The sequence below is a fragment of the Bradyrhizobium sp. YCK136 genome, assembly GCF_044570075.1.
GTDB lineage: Bacteria > Pseudomonadota > Alphaproteobacteria > Rhizobiales > Xanthobacteraceae > Bradyrhizobium > Bradyrhizobium diazoefficiens.
In genome coordinates this window covers 4747659-4771948 of sequence record NZ_CP172424.1, presented here as the reverse complement: position 1 = coordinate 4771948, position 24290 = coordinate 4747659, and the positions used below count along the sequence as shown (strand labels likewise).

Genomic DNA, 24290 nt, shown 5'->3' with positions numbered 1-24290 from the left:
ATCTCTCCTGTCGGGTCGTCGTACGTGCCGTCAGCGCTGCGTACGTGCAGCTTCCGCCTGCGGGTAACGGTCGCCTGTGATGGTGATCTGCGCGACCGCGGCGTCGATGTGCCTGATATCGTCGGGTGTCAGCGCGACCGCGGCCGCAGCGATGTTTTCGTCGAGACGGCCGAGCTTGGTCGTGCCGGGGATCGGGACGATCCACGGCTTCTGCGCCAGCAGCCAGGCCAATGCGATCTGCGCCGGCGTGGCACGTTTCCGGGCACCGATCTGAGCCAGCAGGTCGACGACCGGCCGGTTCGCCTTGCGGGCCTCGGGCGTAAAGCGCGGCAAGCCGGCGCGGTTGTCATTGGCGCCGAAGCTGGTGGTCTCGTCGATCTTGCCGGTGAGGAAGCCCCTGCCCAGTGGACTGAAGGGGACGAAGCCGATCCCCAGCTCCCCGCAAGCCGGCAACACCTCCGTCTCGGGCTGACGCCACCAGAGGGAGTATTCGCTCTGGATCGCCGCGATCGGCTGGACCGCGTGCGCACGGCGGATGGTAGCGGCGCCGGCCTCGCTGAGGCCGAAATGCCTGACCTTGCCCGCGGCGATCAGATCCTTCACCGCGCCGGCGACGTCCTCGATCGGGACATTGGGATCGACGCGGTGCTGATAGAACAGGTCGATGGCCTCAACCCGCAACCGCTTCAACGAGCCTTCGGCCGCCTGCCGGATCCGTTCGGGGCGGCTGTCCAGCCCGCCGGAACGCCGCGCGTCGGCGGGACCGAGATCGTGGCCGAACTTGGTCGCGATGACGACGTCTTTCCGGACCGGCTGCAGCGCCTCGCCCACCAACTCCTCGTTGGTGAACGGGCCGTAGACTTCGGCGGTGTCGAAGAAGGTGACACCGCGCTCCACCGCCGCCCGGACCAGCGCGATCATCTCGTGCCGTTCCGGCGCCGGGCCGCGATGATAGTTCAGGCCCATGCAGCCGAGGCCAATGGCCGAGACCGCTAGGCCGCTGTCGCCAAGCTTGCGCATCTGCATGTTCGGTCTCCTGGTCATGTCGCCAACCGAGGGCGCGACATCACTTGCGATACTGTTCGTCGCTGACCTTCTCCATCCAGTCGACATTCTTGCCGTTGAGCGATTCCGTGATGGCGATATGCGTCATCGCGGTTGTCGCGGTGGCGCCGTGCCAGTGTTTCTCGCCGGGCGGAAACCAGACGACGTCGCCGGGGCGGATTTCCTCGATCGGTCCCCCCTCGCTTTGCACCCAGCCCAGGCCGGACGTGACGATCAGGGTTTGGCCGAGCGGATGGGTGTGCCACATGGTTCGGGCGCCGGGTTCGAAAGTTACTTGACCGCCGCTCAGACGTATCGGGTCACCCAGCTGAAAGAGCGGATCGACACGGACCGTGCCGGAGAACCATGCTTCGGGGCCCTTGCCGGAGGGGCGTGAGCCGTTGGGTTTGATATCCATAGTTGCTTGCCTTCCCGTTGTCGGGCCAGTCTCGTCCGAGGCCCTCGCAAAGCCCGCGTGCGACGATGCCAGCATGGCCAATCCGGCAGCGCCTGACAGCATGCTCCGTCGCGTCAGCGCGCTCGGGGCGTCCGCAGCGCTGCTCTCGCATTGCCGGAAGGGAATGTCCGATCGATCCATATGCCGAACTCGCCTCACCTCGCGGGACTGCGCCATATCTAATGCGTGCGGCTATGCGGACTAGCCACTATGATCGGCATGGACTTATAAGGAGGATCGATAAATGCAGCGCGGAAATCTCGACGACCTCGCGGCCTTCCTGATCGTCGCCCGCGAAGGCAGCTTTACGAGAGCCGCCGCGAAGCTTGGCATTTCGCAGTCCGCGCTCAGCTACACCATCAAGGAGCTCGAGGCGCGGCTGAAACTGCGCCTGTTGACGCGCACCACGCGCAGCGTGTCGCCGACGGCCGCGGGTGAACGTCTGTTGCGCAACGTGGGGCCACGGATCGCGGAGATCGAGACCGAACTCGTCGCCTTGACCGAGCTCCGGGAAAAGCCCTCCGGTACCATTCGCATTACGGCGACCGAATATGCCACCGACGCCGTCCTTCTGCCGAAGCTAGCGAAGCTGTTACGAGAATATCCCGACATCAAGCTCGAGATCGTCAGCGACTCCGGACTAACGGATATCGTCGCGCAACGTTTCGATGCCGGCGTGCGGGATGGCGAGCAAGTCGCGAGGGACATGATTGCTGTGCGAATCGGCCCCGACGCGCGCATGGCCGTCGTCGGCGCTCCGTCCTATTTCCGGAGCCGGTCGGAGCCGAAGAAGCCTTCGCAACTGGTCGAGCACAATTGCATCAATCTGCGCTTGCCGACCCATGGCGGATTGTACTCCTGGGAGTTCGAAAAGGGCTCTCGCGAGTTGAAGGTTCGGGTCGACGGCCAATTGGTCTTCAACACCACCACCCAGATGCTCCAGGCGGCGCTTGCGGGCCTGGGGCTGGCTTATCTGCCGGAGGGCCTGGTGCGGTCCCACATCAACAAGGGGCGCCTCAAGAGGGTGCTGGAGGACTGGTGCCCTCCCTATCCCGGCTACCACCTCTACTACCCGAGCCGGCGCCAGCCCTCAGCCGCCTTTGCACTCCTTGTCGAGGCGCTCCGCCACCGGGACTGAGATGTCACCTCGGCCAAGCGCCAATGGCGGTGAGATACGGCTTATGTGGCCGCTTCGCGAACACATCCTTCGCCGCGGGCATTGCCGAAAACACGTTAGGCCAGCCGACATAGAACGCCAGTTGCGTGATGGCTTCCGAAGCCTCCGTCTGGGTCAGGCCGTTGTCTATCGCCCTGTTGAGGTGCGGCGTGAGCTGCGCCATCTGCCCGTTGGCGATCAACGCGCTGACAGTGACGAGACTGCGGTCCCTGGGCGCGAGGTCCGGACGCAGCCAAAGATCACGAAACAACACGTCGGTGGTGTACTGCACGACGCCCGGAAAGGACGCGCCGAACTGTTCCTGGACGAACGCAGCACGTTGCGCCTCGGCAGCCTCGTCGAGCGGCAACGGCGTCACCGAGACGACCGGAAGCTGCGCGGCGCCGATGTCGCGGGCGGCAAAGACGTCCTTGGCAACGGCGACGGCCGACATCGCATTGGCCCAGCCGGCGTAGAAGGCGAGATGAGTGATGATCTCCGAAATCTCGCGCGGCTTGACACCGTTATCGAGCGCAAGATTGAAATGATACGGCATCTCGATCGTCTGATTGCGCGCGATCAGCGCTGCCAACGTGACGATGCTGCGGTCGCGCGGCGCGAGGCCGGGCCGTTTCCAGACATCTCCGAGGAGACGGTTCTGCGTGTAGGCCTCAAGTACAGGGGAAACCTTCCGAACATCCGCATAGGTGAGCGCGGGCTTTGATCCGGTCATGGCGGCAGTCTCCTCCGTGCGGGCCGATGGCATGGCCGTCAGCGCAAGCAATGCGACGACCGCGGCTTGCAGTTTCATGACGGATCTCCTGTACACTGCAGTTGCTTCCCGGGCGCACGCGCGCCGGCGGGCGTGATCGCCCTTCGCAAGCTTGTTATAGGCGATGGTCCGCCGTGCGATTAGATGACGCAATTCGCATGGACTTATCGACCAGGCTTATGAATTGGTCCGTGCCCCGCGCCAAACTTGAATGATGGCCGGCCAGGAAAGAACTGGGTCCCGGCTCTGCGCTCCGCTTCGCTGCGCTTGTCCGGGACACGATGACCGCTAGGCCGCCTTCTTGGCCTGCGCGAGTTGTGCGAGCTGCCGCATGATCTCGGTGGTGCCGGCGAGCCGATCTTCCGGCGTTTCCCAGTCTTGCAGGAACACCACCTTCATGTCGGGCCGCACCTTCGCAGCCTGGCCGTGGCTGCGGATGAACGTCACCAGGCGATCGGGATAGGCGAACGAATTGTCGCGGAAGGCGATGACGGCGCCCTTCGGGCCGGCGTCGATCTTCTCGACATTGGCCCTGCGGCAGAACGCCTTGATCGCGGCGACCTTGAAGAGATAGCGCACCTCGTCGGGCAACACGCCAAAGCGGTCGCGCATCTCGGCACCAAAATTCTCGATCTCCTCCTCGGTGTCGAGATCGGCCAGGCGCCGGTAGAGCGACAGACGGACCGAGAGATCGCTGACGTAATCCTCCGGGATGAGCACGGGCATGCCGATCGTGATCGACGGCGACCAGCGGTCGGCGGCGGGCTCGGAGACGCCGGCCTTGAGGTTGACGATCGCCTCCTCCAGCATCGATTGATAGAGCTCGAAGCCGACCTCCTTGATGTGACCGGACTGCTCCTCGCCGAGGAGATTGCCGGCGCCGCGGATGTCGAGGTCGTGCGAGGCGAGCTGGAAGCCCGCGCCCAGCGTCTCCAGCGATTGCAGCACGGTGAGCCGGCGCTCCGCCTGCGTCGTGATCTTCTGCTGCGCCGGCAGCGTGAACAGCGCGTACGCCCGGAGCTTCGAGCGGCCGACGCGGCCGCGGAGCTGATAGAGCTGGGCAAGGCCGAACATGTCGGCGCGGTGCACGATCAGCGTGTTGGCGTTGGGAATGTCGAGGCCGGATTCGACGATCGTGGTCGACAGCAGGATGTCGAACTTGCCGTCGTAGAACGCGGTCATGATGTCCTCGATCACCGCGGGCGGCATCTGCCCGTGCGCGACCGCGACCTTCATCTCCGGCACGTTCTTGTCGAGGAAGTCCTTGACCTCGGCGAGGTCGTCGATGCGCGGCACGACGTAGAACGCCTGGCCGCCGCGATAGCGCTCGCGCAAGAGCGCCTCGCGGATCATCAAGGGATCGTGCGGGGCGACGAAGGTGCGCACCGCAAGGCGGTCGACCGGAGGCGAGGCAATGATCGAGAGTTCGCGGACGCCGGTGAGCGCGAGCTGCAGCGTGCGCGGGATCGGCGTTGCCGACAGCGTCAGCACGTGCACCTCGGAGCGAAGCGCCTTCAGCCGTTCCTTGTGAGTGACGCCAAAATGCTGCTCCTCGTCGACGATGACGAGGCCGAGATCGCGGAACTTGATCGCCTTGCCGAGCAACGCGTGGGTGCCGACGACGATGTCGACGGAACCGTCCGCAATGCCCTTCTTGACCTGGTTCAGCTCCTTGGTCGGGATCAGGCGCGAGGCCTGCGCCACGTTCACCGGAAAGCCCTTGAAACGCTCGGTGAAGGTTCTTGCGTGCTGGCGCGCCAGCAGCGTGGTCGGCACCACGACAGCGACCTGCTTGCCTTCGAGCGCCACGGCAAAGGCCGCGCGCAAGGCCACCTCGGTCTTGCCAAAGCCGACGTCGCCGCAGATCAACCGGTCCATGGGACGGCCGAGTTCGAGATCCTTCAGGGTCGATTCGATCGCCCCTAGCTGGTCCTCGGTCTCGTCATAGGGGAAGCGCGCACAGAACTCGTCATAGAGGCCCGGCTGCACCGGCAGCTTGGGCGCCTCGTGCAGATGGCGCGCGGCGGCGATCTTGATCAGCTCGCCCGCGATCTCGCGGATGCGGTTCTTGAGTTTCGCCTTGCGGGTCTGCCAGCCGCTGCCGCCGAGACGATCGAGCTCGACCGTGGTCTGGTCGGAGCCGTAGCGCGACAGCAGCTCGATGTTCTCGACGGGGAGGAACAGTTTCGTTTCGGCGGCATAGTGCAGCTCGAGACAATCATGCGGCGCGCCGGCGACGTCCAGCGTTTGCAGGCCGACGAACCGGCCGATGCCGTGATCGACGTGGACGACGATGTCGCCCGCGGCAAGGCTCGTCACCTCCGAGATGAAATTGTCGAGCTTGCGGCTCGCCCTGCGCGGCCGCACCAGGCGGTCGCCGAGAATGTCCTGCTCGCTGATGAGCGCAATCTCGTCGGTCTCGAAGCCGCTGTCGAGGCCGAGCACGGCGAGCATGGTCTCGTTGCGCGGGGTCGCCTGCACCGTGCGCCAGCTGTTGACGCTGGTGGTGTGAGCCAGCTTGTGGTCGCGCAGCATCGAGGTCATGCGGTCGCGCGAGCCTTCGCTCCACAGCGTGATCACGACCTTCTTGCGCTGCGCCTGCAAGGCCATCACGTGGCTAACCACGGATTCGAACACGTTGACGGTGGTGTCGTTGCGCTCCGGCGCGAAGTCGCGGCCCTTGCGCGCGCCGGCATCGACGATGCTGGTGCCATCCGCCGGCACGGAGAATTGCGTCAGGCGCGCCAGCGGGACGTCGCCGAGGCGCCTGGTCCACTCCTCTTCGGTGAAATACAGCCGGTCCGGCGGCAGCGGCTTGTAGATGGCGCCGCCGCCCGGATGCTCCATGGCCTCGCGGCGGGCCTGGTAATAGTCGAGGATCTGCTTGAAGCGCTCGCGGACGGCGTCCTCGGCCTGCGGCTCGATCGCGATCGCTGCGCCTTGCAGATAGTCGAACAGCGTATCCATCCGGTCCTGGAACAGCGGCAGCCAGTGCTCCATGCCGGGATGGCGGCGGCCTTCGCTGACGGCCTCGTACAGCGCATCGTCGCGCTCGGGCGCGCCGAACTCGGCGACATAGCCCATGCGGAAGCGGCGGATGGTGTCCGTGACGAGCTGGAATTCGGAGACGGGCACCAGATCGAGCGAGCGCATGTCGAGCAGCGTGCGCTGGGTCTCGGCGTCGAAGGAGCGGATCGATTCCAGGCTGTCGCCGAAGAAGTCGAAGCGCACGGGCTGGTCGAGACCGGCCGGAAACAGGTCCAGAATGCCGCCGCGCACGGCGTATTCGCCGGGCTCGCGCACGGTCGACGAGCGGTTGTAGCCGTTGTGCTCGAGCCAGGCGATGATGGTGTCCATCGGCACGACATTGCCGGGGGCGACCGACAGCGCCTGCGCCGCGACGAGCTCGCGCGCGGGCACGCGCTGCACGATTGCGTTGACCGTGGTCAGCACGATCAACGGCTTGTCGCTGCCGGTCAGCGGCGCAAGCCGCGCCAGCGTGGTCAGGCGCTGGGCCAAAATGCCACCATGCGGCGAGACGCGGTCATAGGGCTGGCAGTCCCAGGCCGGGAAGGTCAGCACCGGCAGATCGGGCGCGAAGAATTGCAGCGCGCGTTCGAGCTGCTGCATCCGCGCGCCGTCGCGGCAGACCACCGCAAGGCTGACGGCCGGCTTCTTCGGCCGCGCCGCGATGGCGCGCGCCAGATCCGAGATGACGAGGCCTTCGGCACCTTCCGCGACATTGGCAAGCGTCAGGGCGCGGCCGGGCGTGAGCAGCTCGGCCGGCGACTTCATCCCCTGCTTCATAAATCGCCGTCCGTAATCGGGAACGCCTTGATACGGGCAAATAGCGCGCCGGTGACATCGGCCGGCAGCACCTTGTCGCCGGTGATGGCGGCATAGAGGTCGGGATCGTTGACCTCGAGCAGGTGCTCGAGCTCGTCGAGCTCGGCATCGGACAGATTGCCGATCTCGGCGTCCGCGAAGCGGCCGAGGATCAGGTCCATCTCGCGCGTGCCGCGGTGCCAGCAGCGGAACAGCAGCCGCTTGCGGCGGTCGTCCAGCCCGTTGCTCGATCGTGTCGTTCCCGTCATGTCTCAATTCCAGTCAAACGCCAAAAGCCCGGACGTGCCGGGCGGGCGTGATATAGCTACTTGGGGGGCCGGTGTCAGCTCTTTGTTGTGGCACTGCCGTCTGCCAATTCGTCATGGCCGGGCTTTATCCCGGCCATCCCCGCAGAGCCGTGAAAAAAGACGTGGATGCACGGCATAAAGCCGGGCATGACGGGCCGAAACGATCCTAGATTCCCCCGATGCGCCCCAGCCTGCTCAATCCGCTGTTTGCTCCCGTGACCAGCCTGCCCGGCGTCGGTCCGAAGCAGGACAAGCTGCTGCAGTACCTGCTCAGCCGCAACGAGACGCCGCGGCTGGTCGATCTGTTGCTGCACCTGCCGAGCCAGGTCATCGACCGCCGCGCCCGGCCGAAGATTCGCGACGCCGTGCAGGGAACCATGGTGACGCTGGAGGTGACCGTCGACCGCCACCGCCCGCCCCCGCCGCGCAACGCGCGGGCGCCGTATCTGGTCTACGCCAGCGACGAGACCGGCGACGTCGTGCTGACCTTCTTCCGCGCCAAGCCCGGCTATGTCGAAAAGCTGCTGCCAATGGGGTCGAAGCGCTACGTCTCCGGCACGCTCCAGATGTATGACGGCATCCCCCAGATCGTGCATCCCGACCGCGTGCTGGACGAGGAGGCGATTTCAAAACTCTCAGGCATCGACCCGGTCTATCCGCTGACGGAGGGCCTCGCGCTCGGCTCGCTGCGCCGCGCGATCGCGCAAGCGCTTCAGAAATTGCCTGCCTTGCCCGAATGGATCAGCCCGGAGGTGATGCGCCGCTGCCACTTCCCGCCAATCGCGGAAGCCCTCACCCGCGTGCATCAGCCGGTCGAGCTCACGGACATTTTGCCCGATCGGCCGTTCTGGTCCCGCCTCGCCTTCGACGAACTGCTGGCCGGCCAGCTCGCGCTGGCCCTGATCCGCGCGCAATTGCGCCGCCCGGCCGGCATACGCAATGCCGGCGACGGGCATCTGCGCAACAAGATCATCGACGCGCTGCCCTATGCGCTCACGCCGTCCCAGCGCGACGCCGCCGCGGCGATCGCGAGCGATCTGCAACAGCCGGTGCGCATGCTGCGCCTGCTCCAGGGCGACGTCGGCTCCGGCAAGACCGTGGTCGCGCTGTTGGCGGCCGCAGCGGTGGCTGAAGTCGGCAAGCAGGCCGCGCTGATGGCGCCGACGGAAATTTTGGCGCGCCAGCACATCAAGACCATCGCGCCGCTCGCCGAGCGCGCGGGCTTACGGGTCGCGATCCTCACCGGCCGAGAAAAAGGCAAAGAACGGCGCGAGATCATCGCTCAGCTTGCCGAGGGCGAGATCGACCTGCTCGTCGGCACCCATGCGCTGATCCAGGACGACATGATCTTCCGGGACCTCGCGCTTGCCGTGGTCGACGAGCAGCACCGCTTTGGCGTGCGCGAACGGCTCGCGCTGACCTCGAAGGGCGAAGCCGTTGACGTGCTGGTGCTGAGCGCAACCCCGATCCCGCGCACGCTGGTGCTGACTTATTTCGGCGACATGGACATCAGCGAGCTGCGCGAAAAACCCGCCGGCCGCCAGCCGATCGAGACCCGCACCATCTCGATGAGCCGCCTCAACGAGGTCACGGATAGCATCGGCCGCGCGCTCCAGGCTGGCAAGCTGGTCTACTGGATCTGCCCGCTGGTCGAGGAATCCGAGGCCGAGGGCACCGAGCACCTCACCAATGCGACCAAACGTTTCGAGAATTTGCAGAAGCGTTTCGGCGACCGGGTCGGCCTCGTCCACGGCCAGATGAAGGGAACCGAGAAAGACCGCGTCATGGGCCAGTTCGCCGCCCACGAGATCGGGCTGCTGGTCGCGACCACCGTGGTCGAGGTCGGCGTCGACGTGCCGGCCGCCACCATCATGGTGATCGAGAACGCCGAACGCTTCGGCCTCGCCCAGCTCCACCAGCTGCGCGGCCGCATCGGGCGCGGCTCGGAGGCCTCGACCTGCCTGCTGCTCTACTCGGAGCCACTCGGCGAGATGTCGAAGGCACGGCTGAAGGTGATCCGCGAGACCACCGACGGCTTCCGCATCGCCGAGGAGGATTTGAAGCTGCGCGGCGAAGGCGACGTGCTGGGCGTGCGCCAGAGCGGCCTGCCCGGCTACCGCATCGCGCGCTCGGAGGTGCACGGCCAGCTCATCACCCAGGCCCGCGACGAGGCGCTACGCATCCTCAAGGACGATCCGAAGCTGAAGGGCGAGCGCGGCGAGGCGCTGCGGTGCCTCCTGTATCTCTACGAGCGCGACGAAGCGATCCCGCTGATTGGCGCGGGTTAGCCTGCTGCTCTTCGGCGCCCCACTTCGTAGGCCGCCACATGCGCGCGGGCGAGATCCAGCAGCGGTGTGTCGATGCCCAGCGCACGGGCACGATTCGCCATATCGCCGAGGATGTGCTCCGCCTCGGTGATCGAGCCGCGCTCGATATCGCGCAGCATCGAGGCCTTGAGCGGCGAGTCCAGGGTCGTGAAGAGTTTTCGGTCAAACTCGATGAACGGGGCGCGCGGCTCGAACCCCGAAGCCGTCGCAACGGTGCAGCATTCCGCGAATAACCGAAAGATAGACTGTTCGCCGTTCGGCACGGCCAGGATGTCTCCGATGCTTGCGCGCATCAGGCAGGTGATGCCGGCCAGCGTGCTGAGCTGGACGAATTTCTCCCACATGTCCTGCATGATCGCTTCGCTGGCGCGCACGTCGATGCCGAGGACCTGGAGCAGTGCCTCCAGCGCGAGCGCACGCTCGCTCAACGAACCCTTGATCTCGCCAAACACAATCGTCTGATTGGCCATGAACTGAACGACACGGCCATCCGCATCGAGGCCGGCACTGACATTCGCCAACCCGCCGAGGACACGCGCCGCGCCGAACCGCGCAGTCAGAGCGTCGATATGTTTCAACCCGTTGAGTATCGGCAGAATCATCGTGTTGGCGCCGACTGCCGGGGCAAACTGGGCCATCGCATCGTCGAGCGAATAGGATTTCACCCCGACGAGCACAACGTCGAACGGCTCCTTGAGATCGCTTGCCAGGATGATCTTCGGCTGCACGGCAAAGTCGCCGTGCGGGCTCATGACCTGCAATCCATCCCGCCGCAACTGCTCGGCCCGCGCGGGCCGCACCAGAAAGGTCACGTCGCCGCCGGCCCGGGCCAGGCAAGCTCCGTAATAACCTCCGAGCGCTCCTGCGCCGATCACCAGCACGCTCATTCGAACTCCCGTTGCAGAAGAACTGCTTCCGCAGAGACAATAACAGATGAGCCTCGCAATGACGACGTGGATAGAGCCGTTTCAGAAGACTTGCCCTTTCGCCGCGGCCGACTTCATGCAACCTTCCCGCCATGCGCTGACGTCCCGGTCGTGCGCCTGAAACGCGACCGGGACGTCCAGGAATTTTTGGATTCCGCGCCAATGGACGGCAAGTCAACGACGTGAGACCGGACGACTAGGCCTTCTTCTGCGCGATGCTCGCGGCGAACGCCTTCATCAGCCCGGCATCCACCGCCTCGCCTTTCGCGTCCTCGGCGAGGTGCTCGAACCAGCGCGCAAAGCCCTCGTAGATCTGGCTGGCCGGATGATCGGCGCCGAGGAAGCCGGAAATCTCCCGCATCTCCGCGACCCAGCGATAGGCCTTCGGGATCATGTCCGGCAGCGCGACTTCGAGCCGGGCCAGGACCGCGGGCTGGCTCAGCGCGAGCTCGTCGCGCAGCGCATCCGCGGCGCCCGCTTTCGTTGCCGCGATCACCATGGCCGAGCCGATGCCGGCCAGGCCCTTGACGATGCCGGCGTAGGACATCTTGAGCGCGGAAGCAGCGCCGACCGGGCCTTCGACGATCCTCACGTCGAGGCCGAGGTCCTTCAGAACAGCCACCTCGCCGGCGTGCTCGCCGGACATGTAGAAGGCCGGGCTCTTGCCGCCGGGCTGCGGCGGGAAGCCGATGATGCCGGCATCGACGAACGGCGCCTGCGCCGAGCCGATGATCTCCTCGATCCTGAGCACGGTGTCGACATTGACGGCGTTGCAATCGACAACGACCGGCTTCTTCGCGCGCCGGACGATCAGCGCGGCGAGGCGCTCGGCGAGTGCAACAGCCTCGCCCGGCGGCACGATCGAGAGGATGATGTCGGCCTCGGCGATCGCCTCGTCGTCCGCGCCGATCATGCCGGCATCCGCCGCACGTTTTTGCGTCGCTTCGCTTCGCCCCTTCAACGACGTCAGCACGCGCGCTCCGTTTTCGCTGAGGCGGCGGGCCACGGCGCTGCCCATGGCACCGGGCGCGAGGATCGCAATGGTTTTTGACGTCGTCTTGGACATCGTGCACTCCAGGTCGAACACCGAGCGATGCGCCCGATTCAAGCGGAAGACTAGCAGACGACGCGAGGCCTGGCGTGATCGCGGCCATCCCGCAGGGGAATGGCCCTACTCCACCTTCGCAGGCTGGGGCTGGAGTGCCGACGCATTGGCGATGCGCGCGGCATTCGCCATGCCCGCGAGCGCCGCGGCCTTCTTCGGGTCGGGTGCCGCGCCCGGCTGCACCACGCCGGCCGACATGATCAGGGTCGCGGCATCCTCGGTGCTCATGTCGACCTCGACGATCTTGCTCTTGGGCACGTAGAAGAAGAAGCCCGTGGTCGGGTTCGGCGAGCACGGCAGGAACACCGAGACGTGCTCCTCCTGCCCCGGCAGGCTGCGCGCGACCTCTTCATTCGGCGACTGCGAGATCAGCACGATCGACCACATGCCCGGCGACGGAAACTCGACCAGGCCGACTTTGCGGAAGCTCGAGCCCTTGCCCGAGAACAGCGTCTCGAACACCTGCTTCAGGCCGCGGTAGATGGCGCGCACCGCCGGGATGCGGCCGAGGAAGGTTTCGCCGACATCGACCAGCGTCCGGCCGATCAGGTTGGCCGCGAGGAAGCCGACCAGCGTCAGCGTGAAGAATGCGACAATCAGTCCCCAGCCGGGGACGACATACGGCAGATAGGTTTCCGGACGATAGGCCAGCGGCACGAACGGCCGCACCACGCCGTCGACCCAGGTGACGAACCACCAGACCAGATAGAGAGTGATCGCGATCGGCCCCGTCACCACGAGGCCGGTCAGGAAGTAGTTGCGGATGCGGCCCATCAGGCCGGTATGCGGTTCCGGGATGGGATCAAGCGGCGCAGGCGCGTCGTCGCGGGTGGTCATTCGGGTTCCAGGTCAGTCGCTGCATTCAAGCTAGGGTCTTCTAGCAGGTTTTGGAAGAGTGCAGCCTGATCCCTTCTGCCTATTCCACGGTCACCGATTTCGCGAGATTGCGCGGCTGGTCGACGTCGGTGCCCATGATGACGGCCGTATGATAGGCGAGCAGCTGCACCGGGACGGCATAGACCATCGGCGTGAACGCCGCCGCCATGTCGGGCATGACGATGGTGACGAGCGACTCGACGGTCGCCTCCTCCGCGCCCTTCGCGTCGGTCATCAGGATGATCTTGCCGCCGCGGGCGGCGACCTCCTGCATGTTCGACACCGTCTTCTCGAACACCCGGTCGTAGGGTGCGATGACGACGACCGGCATGGTCTCGTCGATCAGCGCGATCGGGCCGTGCTTCAGCTCGCCGGCGGCGTAGCCCTCGGCGTGGATGTAGGAGATCTCCTTCAGCTTCAGCGCGCCTTCGAGCGCGAGCGGGAAGCTGGTGCCGCGGCCGAGGTAGAGCACGTCGCGCGATTTCGCGATCTCGCGCGCCAGCTTCTCGATCTGGAGCTCGGTGGTGAGCGCATCCGACATCAGGCGCGGGATCTCGACGAGTCCGTGAACGAGCTTGGTCTCGTCCTCGTCGGACAATTCGCCTCTAGCCTTGCCGGCCTCGATCGCAAGGTTTGCGAGCACCATCAGCTGGCAGGTGAAGGCCTTGGTCGAGGCGACGCCGATCTCGGGCCCGGCCAGCGTCGGCAGCACCGTCTCGCTCTCGCGCGCGATCGTGGAGGTCGGCACGTTGACCACAGCCACCGTGTGCACGCCCTCGGCCTTGGCATAGCGCAGCGCCGCCAGCGTGTCGGCGGTCTCGCCCGATTGCGAGATGAAGATGGCGAGATCGCCCTTGCGCAAGGGCGCCTCGCGGTAGCGGAATTCGGAGGCGACATCGACCTCGACCGGCAGGCGCGCGAAGCGCTCGAACCAGTATTTGGCGACGAAGCCGGCATAGCTCGCGGTGCCGCAGGCGGTGATGTTGATGCGCTGGATGTTCTTGAAGTCGAACGGCAGCTTGACCGGCAGCGAGACGCGCTCGGTCGCCATGTCGACGTAGCGCGCCAGCGTGTGGCCGACCACTTCCGGCTGCTCGTGGATCTCCTTGGCCATGAAGTGGCGGTAATTGGCCTTGTCCACCAGCGAGGTCGAGGCGGCGTGCTTGATCTTCTCGCGCTGGACCGCGTGGCCGTCCTTGTCGAAAATCGTGGCGCTCTTGCGGGTCAGCACCACCCAGTCGCCGTCCTCGAGATAGCTGATCGTGTCGGTGAACGGGCCGAGCGCGATGGCGTCGGAGCCAAGATACATCTCGCCGTCGCCATAGCCGATCGCGAGCGGCGGGCCGTTGCGGGCGCCGATCATCAGATCGTTGTCGCCGGCGAAGATGAAGCCGAGCGCAAACGCGCCGCGCAGCCGCGCCAGCGCCAGCTTCACCGCCTCGACCGGCTTGTTGCCGCGCGTGAGCAGGTCGTCGACGAGATGCAGCACGATCTCGGTGTCGGTCTCGGTGTGAAACACCGTGCCGTTCTTCTCGAGCTCCTCGCGCAGCTCGCGGAAATTCTCGATGATGCCGTTGTGGACCACGGCGACGCGCTCGGTCGCATGCGGATGGGCGTTGTTGACGGTCGGTTTGCCGTGGGTGGCCCAGCGGGTGTGACCGATGCCGGTCGTGCCCTTCAGCGGCTCGGCTTCCAGGCGCTTCTCCAGATTCTTCAGCTTGCCCTCGGCGCGGCGGCGCTCGAGATGCCTGCCTTCGAGCGTGGCGACGCCCGCGGAATCGTAGCCGCGATATTCAAGACGTTTGAGCGAATCCACCAATTGCTCTGCAACCGGTTCGCGCCCGAGAATGCCGACAATCCCGCACATGCGGATCAATATCCCCCAAATCGTCGAAAAATCGCCAAAACGACGCGCTCAGTTTTTAGCGAAGTTCCTAAGGAACCAGATACTCAATAATTATTGCTGATTGAGACAGCATTCGCCGGCGCCATTGCCCGGTCTGCGTCGATGTGGCCGGCCTTTAACCCCGTGCGTTAACTTGTTGTCAACAAGTTTGACCAACGATTCCGGTCAGGAGAACAAGGCCATGAAAGGCTCATCCGACCGCAAAGGTCTGTCGTCGTTGTATCTGCGTGCCAGCGAGACCACGGGCACGCACCTCGCCCATTGGCCGCCGCCCCAGCGCGGCAAGGAAAGCAAGCCCGTCTTCACCAAGCACCCGCAGGGCGAGCCGGCCAAGCGCGCCAAGCCGCGCGGCTGGCGCCTGACCCGCGCGATCTTCTCCGAATTCGCCGACGACGAATAGCGCTCACTTCTCCGGCTTCTTGCCGCGCGTCTTCATCTCGCGATAGCGCGCCGCGCCGCCTTCCCTGATGGTCTGCTGGTTGCGCTCGAGCGCCATCGCGTCGTCGGGCACGTCGCGCGTGATCACCGAGCCCGAGCCGATATAGGCGCCGTTGCCGATCTTCACCGGTGCCACCAGCGAGGAGTTGGTGCCGACGAAGGCGCCTTGCCCGATGATGGTCTTGTGCTTCTTGAAGCCGTCGTAGTTGCAGGTGATGGTGCCGGCGCCGATGTTGGAATTGGCGCCGACGGTGGCGTCCCCAATGTAGGAGAGATGGTTGACCTTGACGCCGGCCTCCAGCGTCGCCGCCTTGGTCTCCACGAAATTGCCGATCCGCGCACCGTCGCCGAGCGAGGTGCCGGGCCTGAGCCGCGCATAGGGTCCGATCGAGACGTTCCTGCCGAGCGTGGTCTCGACGATGTGCGAGAAGGAGTGGATCACCGTGCCGTCGGCGATCGAGACGCCCGGGCCGATCACCACGAACGGCTCGATGGTGACGTCCTTGCCGAACACGGTGTCGGCGGACAGATAAACGGTCTCGGGCGCAATCAGCGTCACCCCGGCCTCCATCGCGGCTTTGCGCAAGCGCGCCTGCATCACGCTCTCGGCTTCGGCGAGCTGCGCCTTGGTGTTGATGCCGCGCACCTCGTCCTCGCTGGTCTCGATCACCACGGACTCCCATCCCTGTTCGCGGACGATCTCGACCGCATCCGTCAGATAATATTCGCCCTTGGAATTCGCATTGCCGATTTTATCCAGGATCGCGAGCGCGCGGCGCCCATCGATCGCCATCACGCCGGCGTTGCACAGATCGATCTTGCGCTCGTCCGCGCTGGCATCGGCCTGCTCGCGGATCGCGACCAGGCGGTCGCCCTCGACGATGAAGCGGCCATAGCCGGCGGGGTCCGCGGCGCGGAAGCCGAGCGCGGCGAGCGCGGCGCCGTTGGCCAGCGGCGCGCGCAGACGCGCAAAGGTCTCGGCCGAAATCAGCGGCGTGTCACCGAAGGCGATCAAGAGGTCGTCCACGCCGCGCGCGATCGCCTCGCGCGCTGCCAGCACCGCATGCGCGGTGCCGAGCCGTTCGGCTTGCACGAAAGTGAGCGCATCGGGGCGGATGCGCCTCGCCTCATCGGCAACCGCCTGATGATCCGGGCCGATCACGACGGCGAGCGAGGTGCCGGTTCCCTTGGGAGCGGCGGCGAGCACATGGGCGAGCAGCGTCTGGTGAGCGACGGGATGCAGCACTTTCGGCAGGTGTGAGCGCATGCGCGTGCCTTCGCCGGCGGCGAGCACGATCGTGAGGCTGGAGCGGGCGGTCATCGAGATCCTGTCAGATACGGCCGAATCAACTGGCGCGGCAGGCGGCAGGCCGCCCTCATGCTGCCCGCCTTGCTACCCCCGCAAACGCCCGGAATTCAAGTGCGACACGCTTTTCCTGTTAATGTTCCCTGATTGATTCGGGGAAGCTGAACGGGGCTGGGCACTTAACGTTCATGGCAAAGGATTCCGACCCACTGGCGGATGCCTTCGGCACCAAGGAGACTGGCGGGCTATTCTCCGGACTTCTGGCCGAGGAAAGCGCGTTCGACCGCCGCATGATGTGGCGGCTGGGCTCCTGGGGCGTTGCGGCCGTCGGCGCCGTCGTCATCGCGGTGATGGCCAACCAGGCCCAGCTCGGCTGGCGGCGCGACCAGATGGCGTCCGCCGATCTCGTGCGCCAGGCCGACCGGCTCCAGCTGCTGACCAGGGAAAGCCAGAACGAGGCGCGCCGCCTCGCCGCCGCCGTCGAGACGCTGAACGCTGATCGCGACCGGCTCTATTCGCGCGTCACCGTGCTCGAGCAAGGGCTCGATTCCGTCACCGGCGCCATCACCAGGCAGACCGCGAAGCCGCAGGACACGCCGGTGCCCGACGCGCAGCCTGCGGCGCCCAGCGTCGCGCCGGTCGCCTCGATGCCATCTCCATCCAGCGACAAGCCGCGCGCGGCAGCCGCAAAGGAACAGGCGAAGGAGCCGACCAACGACACCGTGAAGGAGGCTGCAAAGGAGCCGTCGAGCCCGCCGCCGCAGAGCGCGGCCGCAGCCTCCCTCGTGCAGCAGTCGCCGGCGACGACATCGGCGCTGCCGATGCTTCCGCTGGTGCCCTCCAAGTCGATCTTGGCACCGCCTGATCCCGCCGCGTCGAAATTGACTCAGCCCGAGACGACTGAAAAGACAACCGAGAAGACCGCCGAGAAGAAGCCCGAGCCGACACCCGCCCCGACCGAAATCGCAGCCGCATCAGCCAAGCCGCCGGAGGCAACCGAAAGCGAAGCTCCCGCGATCGCGGTTCAGCAAACGCGCTTTGCGATCGATCTCGGCGGCGCCAACTCGATCGACGGCCTGCGCGCGCTCTGGCGCGGCGTGACCAAATCGAATCCGGAAGTTGCCACGCTGCGGCCGATCATCATGATCAAGGAAGGCACCACCGGCCTCGGCATGCAGCTGCGACTGGGCGCCGGCCCGCTGATCAACGCGGCCGCCGCAGCAAAGCTCTGCGCGGGTCTCGCCGAGAACGACCGTCACTGCGAGACCACCGTGTTCGACGGCCAGCGGCTATCGATGCGCGGCGGTTCGGAAAAGGGACCAGAAAAGTCTCAGGACCGGATTCAGGAAAAGAACGCCGAGAAGAATCCGGATGCGGCGCCGCAAGCCGAGACCGCACCTGCGCCCGCCCCCACCGCCAAGCCGGACAAGCGCCGCCGCAGCTATTCCTCAAAGCGCTCGTCGAAGCGCGAGGAGCCCGCGCCTGCACCTGCGGCGCAGCCGGCAGCACCGGCCAAGCCGGAGACGGCCTCGGCGGGATCGACGTTGTCGTCGTTCTTCAGGCGGTAGGGAATGGTCGTGCCGATTGGATCGGTTAGCTACCGACATCAGCATCAATTTTGTGCCGAATTTAATTTCAGCGAGCGCTACTCGTATAGCTTACCCGCCCACATCAAGGCAGCCGCGTGCCGCCACGGATTTGGGTTAGCGGGGCTATGGCTGTCATGTGCCCATGCCGTCATTGCTTCGAGGAAGTCAGCAAGATCGACATTCTCCCAGCCCTTGGCCCCCACCAGCAATTCGTTGCGCATGGCCGCCACAAACTCGACGAAACTCTTCCTGTCTTGAACCTGCTCTACATCCATTTCGGCCCCTCCATCTGCCACAAAGATAGCACGCGAACCAAAGATCCTGACTGTACTGCCAGTCTAACGGCTTGCGAGCGACGGACAGAAAAGTTGGTCGCCCCTGTTGCCCCCTCCCGTCATCCCGACCATATTGCGCGCATGACAAAAAAGCCCTTCCGCCTCACGCCCTACCAGGTGCAGTTCCTGATCGTTGTCGGCTTCGTAGCCGTCGGTTATGCGATCTATCTGCGCTATCTCGGCATCGAGAACTCGAACGTCGGACTTGCCTGCGACGCCGGCTTGCAGACCCTAATGTGCAAGGCTCGTTCGGTCTCGACCGTACTGTTCAAGAATTCGGTGTTCGGCATCGTCGCGCTGGTGGTGGCGACGCTGAACCTGATGCGGCCGTCGATCGTGCTGCTCACCGTCGGCGTTGTCGCCGCCGGCCTCGGCATCGTGCTCTACAATGTCGTGCTGTCGGGCCTCGCGATCGGCCTGCTCATTCTTGGCTTTGCTCGGCCCGCGCCCGCCACAGCGTGAGCGCGAACAAGAGATACATCGCGCAGGTCCACAGCGACTGCCAGTTGTCGCGGCCTTCGTTGAAGAGCACATAGGCGGCCGACAGCGCGAGCACGCCTGCGAACACCGCTTCCGCGATCGGACGCACGCCGATCTGCGGCCGGTTCAGCATCAGGATCGCGAACGGCACCACCGCCATCGTCAGCGCGGCGTAGGGGAAGTCGTGGTAGCGCGGGTCGAACACGAAGGCGAGCGCGGTCTGTGCCGCGATCACCGCCGTCACCGCCAGCGTGAGGCCGAGCACGGCGGTGAGCTTTGACCATTTCCGCCCCTCGCTCGGGCCGAGCAGATCAAGGAAGGTCGGCAGGCTGCGGCCGATCACCAGCGCCTGCGCGCAGAAGATCGGCGATAGGATGCCGGCGGCGAGCAGCGCACCCCAGTGCAGCCAGCCGCCCCAGCCGTAGCTCTCATAGTACACCTTGTCGGCGCCGACCCCGAGCAGGACGCCTGCCGTGGTCGCCGAGATGGCGACGCCGAGCCAGGTCGAGAAGCGCGGCGTCCAGGGCCGCCGGCGCAGCGTGATGATAGCGACCGCGAACACCAGCGCGCAAAGGCCCATACCCGCGCCCATGTACCATTTCCAGTACGGGAAATTGCTGATCGGCTCGCCCGGCGGATATTTCAGGTTCCGGCGCACGGAGTCATAGAGACCCCAATAGCCGCCCGCGGTACCTTCCAGCTTGCGCTTCCACGGCTGGTCGTAGGACTCGATCAGGTTGACGCGGAACTTCTGCGCCTTCGCAAGGCTCAGGATTTCAGAGACCACGCGCGCTTGGTTGGTGCGCGACGGCAGCGCGCCCTCGCGCATGCGCCCTTCGCTCGGCCAGCCGGTTTCGCCGATCAGGATTTCCTTGCCCGGAAACGCCACCGCCATGCGCTCGCGGATCTGTTCGACATGGGCGGCCGCGAATTTCGCGCGCACCGGAACGTCTTCCCAATAGGGCAGGATGTGGATCGTCACGAAGTCGACGGCCTCGTAGACTTCGCGATTCCTCAGCCAGAACTCCCAGACATCGGCATAGGTGACGGGCACGCGAACCTGCACCTTCACCGCGCGGATGAAGGAGACGAGGTCGGCCGTCGTCATCTCGCCGCGCAGCAGCACCTCGTTGCCAACGATGACCGAGGTGATGATGTCGGGGTATTCCTTCGTGAGGCGAACGGCGAGCGCGACCTGCTCAAAATTCTTGGCGCGGTTGCTGGAGAGCCAGATCCCCTGGAGCACCTTGAGCCCGCCGACCTTGGCGGCGATCGCCGGAACCTGGTCGAGCCCGTTCTCCATCGAATAGGTGCGGACGCAGTCGGTGATCTCCTTGAGCTGGCGCAGGTCCTGCTCGATCTGGTCGGCCTCGATATGGGTCCATGCGTTCAGCGGCGACTGCTCGCCGCGGAACGGCGCGTAGGAGACGCACTGAACCTTGTCGGCGGGGTCGATCGGGGCGCGCGCGAGCGTGATTGGCGTGGCCAGCCACCACCACACGGCAGCAATCGCACCCAGTGAAACGAGCAGAAGCGCCAGTGGCGTACGAAGTGAAATCGGTTCCGTCCTCCGCGAAGCGCCGTCGATTACCTGCTCGCGCGCCATCTGCCAAGGGGGTGGTTCGGAGCGGATCCCTCCCTCCCCCAAGGAATTTACCTGCGGCCGTTCGACAGAGGCCTAGGATCGTGACTTTGCTGGACAAAATTCGAAATACAGGTCATGCAACTGGCCGGGAATTTTCCGCCGCATTGGAGACCCATTTGGACGCCATCACCGACGCGTCCGCGGGATCCTGACGCGGGCGGTCAGCGGAGAAGTTGGGGAATTCATGCGGCAACGGGTGCGTCAGTCACGAAATGCGGTCCTGCGGCAGTTCGCCGCCACCTTGGCCGTCTCCTCTCTTCTGGCCCTGGCTGGTCTCGCTGGCGCCTCCGCCCAGAGCGGCACGCCCGCCCCCGATCAGGGCAAAGCCGCCGCCCAGCCCGCCGACGCCGCCGCCAAGGATGCCGCCCAGAACCAGCGCCGCACCGACGAGTTCGCCGAAGCCGCCCAGGTCATCAACGGCCCGGCCGGCAACCCCGAATGCGTCTGGCTCGGCCGGCGTGTGGTGCGGCTGATGTGGCGGGATGACCTCGATACCGCGTTCCGCCATCTCGACCTCTACGACCGCTTCGGCTGCCCCGGCGGTCACATCCAGGCCGCCTTCCGCTGCCTGACCCGCTTCGGCGGCCAGATCGATCCCAAGGTCGCCGAGACCCTGGACAGCCGTGTGCACGCCTGCTGGATCAATCCGGCCTCCCAGCCGCAGCAGGCGGCGGCCGCGGCATCCCAGCCGGCAGCGCCGACATCAGGCAACGCGCAGGCCCCGCAGCCCGCCGCGAGCCCCGCGCCTGCGGCAAGCCCGACACCGGCGCCCCAGAAATAGCAGCGGGTCGCTTCAGCCTCCGTTCATGAACGACCGGCCATAGAAACGATTGGCACTGCGACGCGTTCTTCGAAAAAGGACATGCCCTCATAAGGACATGAGGCCATGACAGTTGTGAAACCGCGCGGCAGAGATATGCTCCATTTGCCGCGGACTCGGTCGGATCTCGGGGTCAGATCCGCTTCCCTGCCACCCCAGCCCCTTTTGGTTTAGCCGCGATGCGCGTTGTCGCCGCCGTTCTGTTGCTTGTGTCCGCGCTTCACGCTGGGCTGTGGGGAGTCTTGCGCGACAAGGAACCCGCGCCCGACTTCAGGGGTCTGCTCCCCAGCGTCTCCTACGCGCCGTTCGAAGGCTCGGCCCATCCCGACATCGACAACATCCCGACCGTCGAGAAAATCCGCGCCGACCTGAAGACGCTGTCGACGATGACGCGCGCGATCCGCCTCTATTCGTCCACCGGCGGCGTGGAGCTGGTGCCGGCGATCGCGGCCGAGTTCGGTCTCAAGGTCACCGTCGGCGCCTGGATCGACAAGGACAAGGATCGCAACGAGCGCGAGATCAAGGCCGCCATCGAGCTTGCCCGCAAGAACAGCAACGTCGTCGGCGTCGTGGTCGGCAACGAGGTGATCTACCGCGGCGAGCAGAAGGTCGAAGACCTCATCGACATGATCAAGAAGGTCAAGGGCTCGGTCCGCGTGCCGGTCACGACCGGCGAGATCTGGAACATCTGGCGCGACAATCCGGACCTTGCCTCCAACGTCGATTTCATCGCCGCGCACGTGCTGCCCTATTGGGAAAACTTCCGCTCGGACCAGGCGGTCGACCAGGCCGTCGACCGCTACAACCTGTTGCGGAACCTGTTCCCCGGCAAGCGCATCGTGATCGCCGAGTTCGGCTGGCCGAGCCAGGGCTACAACTTGCGCAACGCCGACCCCGGTCCGTTCCAGCAGGCGCTGACCTTGCGCAACTTCGTCAGCCGCGCCGAAGCCATCGGCATGGAATACAACATCGTCGAAGCGATCGATCAGCCCTGGAAGTTCTTCGAAGGCGGCGTCGGTCCGTACTGGGGTATCCTCAACGCCAGCCGCGAGCCGAAATTCGCCTGGACCGGCCCGGTGGAGAACCCTGATTACTGGAAGCTGATGACGATCGCGCTGCTGGTCGGCGTCCTCTTGTCGCTTCCGATCCTGCGGCTGCAGCAGCCGACCGCCAGACAGGCGTTCCTGCTGTCGGCGACCGCCAACGGCGTCGGCGCCTGGGCCGCCACCGTGTTCGCGTTCTGGAACGGCCACTATTTCATCTTCGGCTCGGCCTTCGCGCTGACGCTCGGCATGATCCTGCTTGTTCCGCTGGTGCTGATCGCGATGGCGCGCATCGACGAGATCGCGGCCGTCGCCTTCGGCCGGCCGCCGCAGCGGCTGCTCGCCAAGAGCAAGCCGGTCGAGAACGTTCCCGAAAATTACTACCCGAAGGTCTCGATCCACATCCCGGCCTACTTCGAGCCGGTCGAGATGCTCAAGCAGACGCTCGATGCGCTGTCGCGGCTGAACTACCCGAACTACGAATGCGTGGTCATCATCAACAACACGCCGGATCCCGCCTTCTGGCAGCCGATCCAGGACCACTGCCGTGCGCTCGGCGAACGCTTCAAGTTCATCAACGCCGAGAAGGTGCAGGGCTTCAAGGCCGGCGCGCTGCGCATCGCGATGGACCGCACCGCCGTCGATGCCGAGATCATCGGCATCCTCGATGCCGACTATGTCGTCGATCCCGACTGGCTGAAGGACCTCGTGCCGGCTTTCGCCGACCCGCGCGTCGGCCTCGTGCAGGCGCCGCAGGAACATCGCGACGGCGACCTGTCGATCATGCACTACATCATGAACGGCGAATATGCCGGCTTCTTCGACATCGGCATGGTCCAGCGCAACGAGGCCAACGCCATCATCGTGCACGGCACGATGTGCCTGATCCGCCGCGCCGCGATGGACATGGCCGGCGGCTGGTCAAGCGACACGATCTGCGAGGATAGCGATCTCGGCCTTGCGATCCAGGAGCTCGGCTGGGTCACGCATTACACCAACCACCGCTACGGCCAGGGCCTCTTGCCCGACACCTACGAGGCCTTCAAGAAGCAGCGTCACCGCTGGGCCTATGGCGGCCTCCAGATCGTGAAGAAGCACTGGCGGCACTTCCTGCCCGGCCGGAGCCGGCTGACGCCGGACCAGAAGCGCGAATACGGCCTCGGCTGGCTGAACTGGCTGGGAGCCGAAAGCCTCGGCGTGGTCGTGGCGCTGCTCAACCTCGTCTGGGTGCCGATCGTTGCCTTTGCCGACATCGCCATCCCCGACAAGATCCTGACGCTGCCGATCATCGGCGCCTTCGTCGTCTCGCTGGCGCATTTCCTGTCGATGTACCAGGCGCGCGTCGCGATCAAACCCGGCCAGATGCTGGGCGCGATGATCGCGGCGATGAGCGTGCAGTGGACGGTGTCGCGCGCGGTCGCGCAGGGACTGATCACCGAGCACATCGCCTTCGCGCGCACCTCCAAGGGCGGCCTGTCCAGGATGTCGATCGAGTTCCAGGCGTTCTGGGAGGCCGTGATCGGCGCCCTGCTCCTGATCGGCGCCGGCGTGCTGATCGCCTCCAACAGTTTCCGGCAGATCACCGAGATCTACATCTTCGCCGGCGTGCTGGTGCTGCAAAGCCTGCCGTTCCTGGCCGCGGTCGCCATCGCCATCCTCGAGCTCAGCCGCATCAACTCGTTCCAGTTCTGGCGCGACAGCGCGATCCGCACCGCCGAGCTGATTGGCCTGCGCCCGGTCGCCCTGCCGACCCCCGCCGGCACGCCGCAAGCCGTGCCGAACGAGGTCAGGCGCGAGGCGAACTGACGGCCGGATGGCTTCTCGGCGCGGGCGAAACCTCCGCGCCGCCAAGCCACAGGCAGCGTTCGGAGTGGATAGCGGGCCGCCAATCGGGTTGAAAAATCCGGCTTAAGCTGCGGACACCGCGAGCAA

The 24290-nt window shown here is 65.6% G+C and carries 19 protein-coding genes; 7 read left to right on the top strand and 12 right to left on the bottom strand.

The features are described from left to right. Window positions 1–30 precede the first annotated feature (30 nt). Complete coding sequence (locus ACFLEY_RS23375; RefSeq protein ID WP_060912195.1) at window positions 31–1026, bottom strand: aldo/keto reductase; 996 nt, start codon at window positions 1024–1026, stop codon at window positions 31–33. Between the two features lie 40 nt (window positions 1027–1066). Further along, window positions 1067–1462, bottom strand: coding sequence for a cupin domain-containing protein (locus ACFLEY_RS23370; protein WP_060912194.1), 396 nt, complete (start codon window positions 1460–1462; stop codon window positions 1067–1069). Window positions 1463–1745: 283 nt separating this feature from the next. Here ACFLEY_RS23370 and ACFLEY_RS23365 point away from each other — a divergent pair, with 283 nt between their 5' ends. Continuing rightward, window positions 1746–2639 (top strand): LysR family transcriptional regulator, encoded by an 894-nt coding sequence (locus ACFLEY_RS23365; RefSeq protein WP_060912193.1) that lies wholly within the window; start codon window positions 1746–1748, stop codon window positions 2637–2639. 4 nt (window positions 2640–2643) lie between these two features. Here ACFLEY_RS23365 and ACFLEY_RS23360 read toward each other — a convergent pair whose 3' ends face one another. The 3 genes from ACFLEY_RS23360 to ACFLEY_RS23350 all read right to left on the bottom strand — a co-directional run bounded on the left by ACFLEY_RS23360 (window position 2644) and on the right by ACFLEY_RS23350 (window position 7523). After that, window positions 2644–3468 carry a carboxymuconolactone decarboxylase family protein gene (locus ACFLEY_RS23360; RefSeq protein WP_060912192.1) on the bottom strand — a complete coding sequence of 275 codons (825 nt, stop codon included), beginning with the start codon at window positions 3466–3468 and terminating at the stop codon, window positions 2644–2646. A 249-nt stretch (window positions 3469–3717) separates the two neighbouring features. Then, the gene (gene mfd, locus ACFLEY_RS23355; protein WP_060912191.1) at window positions 3718–7236 is read right to left on the bottom strand and encodes a transcription-repair coupling factor; all 3519 of its coding nucleotides are present in this window, start codon (window positions 7234–7236) and stop codon (window positions 3718–3720) included. Further along, complete coding sequence (locus tag ACFLEY_RS23350) at window positions 7233–7523, bottom strand: succinate dehydrogenase assembly factor 2 (protein WP_011087373.1); 291 nt, start codon at window positions 7521–7523, stop codon at window positions 7233–7235. The genes mfd and ACFLEY_RS23350 overlap by 4 nt, the downstream gene beginning before the upstream one ends. Before the next feature lie 218 nt (window positions 7524–7741). On the opposite strand from ACFLEY_RS23350, the gene recG reads away from it, so the two are divergent. After that, window positions 7742–9850, top strand: coding sequence for an ATP-dependent DNA helicase RecG (gene recG, locus ACFLEY_RS23345; RefSeq protein WP_060912190.1), 2109 nt, complete (start codon window positions 7742–7744; stop codon window positions 9848–9850). Here the strand turns inward: recG and panE are convergent. From panE to glmS, 4 genes are all read right to left on the bottom strand, one after another. After that, window positions 9847–10776 carry a 2-dehydropantoate 2-reductase gene (gene panE / locus ACFLEY_RS23340; protein WP_060912189.1) on the bottom strand — a complete coding sequence of 310 codons (930 nt, stop codon included), beginning with the start codon at window positions 10774–10776 and terminating at the stop codon, window positions 9847–9849. The two genes, recG and panE, sit on opposite strands and share 4 nt — an antisense overlap. A gap of 235 nt (window positions 10777–11011) precedes the next feature. Beyond that, entirely contained in the window at window positions 11012–11881 is an 870-nt protein-coding gene (locus tag ACFLEY_RS23335) for an NAD(P)-dependent oxidoreductase (RefSeq protein ID WP_060913094.1), read from the bottom strand. A 105-nt stretch (window positions 11882–11986) separates the two neighbouring features. Beyond that, window positions 11987–12757: a DUF502 domain-containing protein gene (locus ACFLEY_RS23330; protein ID WP_011087377.1), complete on the bottom strand. Its 771-nt coding sequence runs from the start codon at window positions 12755–12757 to the stop codon at window positions 11987–11989. Between the two features lie 79 nt (window positions 12758–12836). Continuing rightward, the gene (gene glmS / locus ACFLEY_RS23325; protein WP_060912188.1) at window positions 12837–14663 is read right to left on the bottom strand and encodes a glutamine--fructose-6-phosphate transaminase (isomerizing); all 1827 of its coding nucleotides are present in this window, start codon (window positions 14661–14663) and stop codon (window positions 12837–12839) included. A 220-nt stretch (window positions 14664–14883) separates the two neighbouring features. On the opposite strand from glmS, the gene ACFLEY_RS23320 reads away from it, so the two are divergent. After that, window positions 14884–15102 (top strand): hypothetical protein, encoded by a 219-nt coding sequence (locus ACFLEY_RS23320; RefSeq protein WP_028173960.1) that lies wholly within the window; start codon window positions 14884–14886, stop codon window positions 15100–15102. Window positions 15103–15105: 3 nt separating this feature from the next. Here the strand turns inward: ACFLEY_RS23320 and glmU are convergent, their stop codons facing one another. Then, window positions 15106–16461, bottom strand: a complete 1356-nt coding sequence (gene glmU / locus ACFLEY_RS23315; RefSeq protein ID WP_060912187.1) for a bifunctional UDP-N-acetylglucosamine diphosphorylase/glucosamine-1-phosphate N-acetyltransferase GlmU — start codon at window positions 16459–16461, stop codon at window positions 15106–15108. Between the two features lie 173 nt (window positions 16462–16634). On the opposite strand from glmU, the gene ACFLEY_RS23310 reads away from it, so the two are divergent. Continuing rightward, the gene (locus ACFLEY_RS23310; RefSeq protein ID WP_396604947.1) at window positions 16635–18014 is read left to right on the top strand and encodes a hypothetical protein; all 1380 of its coding nucleotides are present in this window, start codon (window positions 16635–16637) and stop codon (window positions 18012–18014) included. A 77-nt stretch (window positions 18015–18091) separates the two neighbouring features. On the opposite strand, the gene ACFLEY_RS23305 is transcribed toward ACFLEY_RS23310, so the two are convergent. Beyond that, window positions 18092–18310 (bottom strand): hypothetical protein, encoded by a 219-nt coding sequence (locus ACFLEY_RS23305; RefSeq protein ID WP_038967412.1) that lies wholly within the window; start codon window positions 18308–18310, stop codon window positions 18092–18094. Between the two features lie 141 nt (window positions 18311–18451). Between ACFLEY_RS23305 and ACFLEY_RS23300 the strand changes: the two genes are divergently transcribed. Next, entirely contained in the window at window positions 18452–18832 is a 381-nt protein-coding gene (locus ACFLEY_RS23300) for a hypothetical protein (RefSeq protein ID WP_011087382.1), read from the top strand. Here ACFLEY_RS23300 and ACFLEY_RS23295 read toward each other — a convergent pair. After that, a complete protein-coding gene (locus ACFLEY_RS23295) occupies window positions 18792–20456 on the bottom strand; it encodes a beta-1,6-glucan synthase (RefSeq protein WP_011087383.1) in 1665 nt (554 codons plus the stop codon). The genes ACFLEY_RS23300 and ACFLEY_RS23295 overlap by 41 nt on opposite strands. Before the next feature lie 223 nt (window positions 20457–20679). Between ACFLEY_RS23295 and ACFLEY_RS23290 the strand changes: the two genes are divergently transcribed. Both ACFLEY_RS23290 and ACFLEY_RS23285 read left to right on the top strand, forming a co-directional pair. Continuing rightward, complete coding sequence (locus tag ACFLEY_RS23290) at window positions 20680–21276, top strand: hypothetical protein (RefSeq protein ID WP_011087384.1); 597 nt, start codon at window positions 20680–20682, stop codon at window positions 21274–21276. 218 nt (window positions 21277–21494) lie between these two features. Beyond that, window positions 21495–24164, top strand: a complete 2670-nt coding sequence (locus ACFLEY_RS23285) for a glycosyltransferase (protein WP_396604946.1) — start codon at window positions 21495–21497, stop codon at window positions 24162–24164. Window positions 24165–24290 lie beyond the last annotated feature (126 nt).

What these genes read in the sequence shown, in the direction of transcription:
- ACFLEY_RS23375 (WP_060912195.1), bottom strand. Translation starts at nt 1,026, where the DNA reads ATGCAGATGCGCAAGCTTGGCGACAGCGGCCTAGCGGTCTCGGCCATT.
- ACFLEY_RS23370 (WP_060912194.1), bottom strand. Translation starts at nt 1,462, where the DNA reads ATGGATATCAAACCCAACGGCTCACGCCCCTCCGGCAAGGGCCCCGAA.
- ACFLEY_RS23365 (WP_060912193.1), top strand. Translation starts at nt 1,746, where the DNA reads ATGCAGCGCGGAAATCTCGACGACCTCGCGGCCTTCCTGATCGTCGCC.
- ACFLEY_RS23360 (WP_060912192.1), bottom strand. Translation starts at nt 3,468, where the DNA reads ATGAAACTGCAAGCCGCGGTCGTCGCATTGCTTGCGCTGACGGCCATG.
- mfd (WP_060912191.1), bottom strand. Translation starts at nt 7,236, where the DNA reads ATGAAGCAGGGGATGAAGTCGCCGGCCGAGCTGCTCACGCCCGGCCGC.
- ACFLEY_RS23350 (WP_011087373.1), bottom strand. Translation starts at nt 7,523, where the DNA reads ATGACGGGAACGACACGATCGAGCAACGGGCTGGACGACCGCCGCAAG.
- recG (WP_060912190.1), top strand. Translation starts at nt 7,742, where the DNA reads ATGCGCCCCAGCCTGCTCAATCCGCTGTTTGCTCCCGTGACCAGCCTG.
- panE (WP_060912189.1), bottom strand. Translation starts at nt 10,776, where the DNA reads ATGAGCGTGCTGGTGATCGGCGCAGGAGCGCTCGGAGGTTATTACGGA.
- ACFLEY_RS23335 (WP_060913094.1), bottom strand. Translation starts at nt 11,881, where the DNA reads ATGTCCAAGACGACGTCAAAAACCATTGCGATCCTCGCGCCCGGTGCC.
- ACFLEY_RS23330 (WP_011087377.1), bottom strand. Translation starts at nt 12,757, where the DNA reads ATGACCACCCGCGACGACGCGCCTGCGCCGCTTGATCCCATCCCGGAA.
- glmS (WP_060912188.1), bottom strand. Translation starts at nt 14,663, where the DNA reads ATGTGCGGGATTGTCGGCATTCTCGGGCGCGAACCGGTTGCAGAGCAA.
- ACFLEY_RS23320 (WP_028173960.1), top strand. Translation starts at nt 14,884, where the DNA reads ATGAAAGGCTCATCCGACCGCAAAGGTCTGTCGTCGTTGTATCTGCGT.
- glmU (WP_060912187.1), bottom strand. Translation starts at nt 16,461, where the DNA reads ATGACCGCCCGCTCCAGCCTCACGATCGTGCTCGCCGCCGGCGAAGGC.
- ACFLEY_RS23310 (WP_396604947.1), top strand. Translation starts at nt 16,635, where the DNA reads ATGGCAAAGGATTCCGACCCACTGGCGGATGCCTTCGGCACCAAGGAG.
- ACFLEY_RS23305 (WP_038967412.1), bottom strand. Translation starts at nt 18,310, where the DNA reads ATGGATGTAGAGCAGGTTCAAGACAGGAAGAGTTTCGTCGAGTTTGTG.
- ACFLEY_RS23300 (WP_011087382.1), top strand. Translation starts at nt 18,452, where the DNA reads ATGACAAAAAAGCCCTTCCGCCTCACGCCCTACCAGGTGCAGTTCCTG.
- ACFLEY_RS23295 (WP_011087383.1), bottom strand. Translation starts at nt 20,456, where the DNA reads ATGGCGCGCGAGCAGGTAATCGACGGCGCTTCGCGGAGGACGGAACCG.
- ACFLEY_RS23290 (WP_011087384.1), top strand. Translation starts at nt 20,680, where the DNA reads ATGCGGCAACGGGTGCGTCAGTCACGAAATGCGGTCCTGCGGCAGTTC.
- ACFLEY_RS23285 (WP_396604946.1), top strand. Translation starts at nt 21,495, where the DNA reads ATGCGCGTTGTCGCCGCCGTTCTGTTGCTTGTGTCCGCGCTTCACGCT.